General features: G+C 55.8%; 1 rRNA gene. It reads left to right on the forward strand.

The window, feature by feature from the left end:
• Positions 1-175 precede the first annotated feature (175 nt).
• Positions 176-1,693, forward strand: a 16S ribosomal RNA gene (locus tag A5740_RS21700).
• The last annotated feature ends 12 nt before the right edge of the window (positions 1,694-1,705 follow it).

The raw sequence follows: 1,705 nt of genomic DNA on the forward strand, positions 1-1,705 counted from the left end.
TGTTGTTTGAGAACTCAATAGTGTGTTTGGTGGTTTTTGTTTGTTGTTTTTGGCCACGCTCTTTTTCCCGTTTAGGGTGTGGTTGTTGTTTTTTTGATGCCAGTTTGTTGGTGTCTTTTGTTTGTGATCGGATTTTTCTGATTCGAATTCTGCCTGTCTTTGGATGGGAAGTTTTTGTTTGGAGAGTTTGATCCTGGCTCAGGACGAACGCTGGCGGCGTGCTTAACACATGCAAGTCGAACGGAAAGGCCCTTCGGGGTACTCGAGTGGCGAACGGGTGAGTAACACGTGGGTGATCTGCCCTGCACTTTGGGATAAGCCTGGGAAACTGGGTCTAATACCGAATAGGACCACGCGCTTCATGGTGTGTGGTGGAAAGCTTTTGCGGTGTGGGATGGGCCCGCGGCCTATCAGCTTGTTGGTGGGGTAATGGCCTACCAAGGCGACGACGGGTAGCCGGCCTGAGAGGGTGACCGGCCACACTGGGACTGAGATACGGCCCAGACTCCTACGGGAGGCAGCAGTGGGGAATATTGCACAATGGGCGCAAGCCTGATGCAGCGACGCCGCGTGAGGGATGACGGCCTTCGGGTTGTAAACCTCTTTCAATAGGGACGAAGCGCAAGTGACGGTACCTATAGAAGAAGGACCGGCCAACTACGTGCCAGCAGCCGCGGTAATACGTAGGGTCCGAGCGTTGTCCGGAATTACTGGGCGTAAAGAGCTCGTAGGTGGTTTGTCGCGTTGTTCGTGAAAACTCACAGCTTAACTGTGGGCGTGCGGGCGATACGGGCAGACTAGAGTACTGCAGGGGAGACTGGAATTCCTGGTGTAGCGGTGGAATGCGCAGATATCAGGAGGAACACCGGTGGCGAAGGCGGGTCTCTGGGCAGTAACTGACGCTGAGGAGCGAAAGCGTGGGGAGCGAACAGGATTAGATACCCTGGTAGTCCACGCCGTAAACGGTGGGTACTAGGTGTGGGTTTCCTTCCTTGGGATCCGTGCCGTAGCTAACGCATTAAGTACCCCGCCTGGGGAGTACGGCCGCAAGGCTAAAACTCAAAGGAATTGACGGGGGCCCGCACAAGCGGCGGAGCATGTGGATTAATTCGATGCAACGCGAAGAACCTTACCTGGGTTTGACATGCACAGGACGCCAGTAGAGATATTGGTTCCCTTGTGGCCTGTGTGCAGGTGGTGCATGGCTGTCGTCAGCTCGTGTCGTGAGATGTTGGGTTAAGTCCCGCAACGAGCGCAACCCTTGTCTCATGTTGCCAGCACGTTATGGTGGGGACTCGTGAGAGACTGCCGGGGTCAACTCGGAGGAAGGTGGGGATGACGTCAAGTCATCATGCCCCTTATGTCCAGGGCTTCACACATGCTACAATGGCCGGTACAAAGGGCTGCGATGCCGTGAGGTGGAGCGAATCCTTTCAAAGCCGGTCTCAGTTCGGATCGGGGTCTGCAACTCGACCCCGTGAAGTCGGAGTCGCTAGTAATCGCAGATCAGCAACGCTGCGGTGAATACGTTCCCGGGCCTTGTACACACCGCCCGTCACGTCATGAAAGTCGGTAACACCCGAAGCCGGTGGCCTAACCCTTGTGGAGGGAGCCGTCGAAGGTGGGATCGGCGATTGGGACGAAGTCGTAACAAGGTAGCCGTACCGGAAGGTGCGGCTGGATCACCTCCTTTCTAAGGAGCACC

The sequence above is a fragment of the Mycobacterium sp. GA-1841 genome, from assembly GCF_001954135.1.
Taxonomy (GTDB): domain Bacteria; phylum Actinomycetota; class Actinomycetes; order Mycobacteriales; family Mycobacteriaceae; genus Mycobacterium.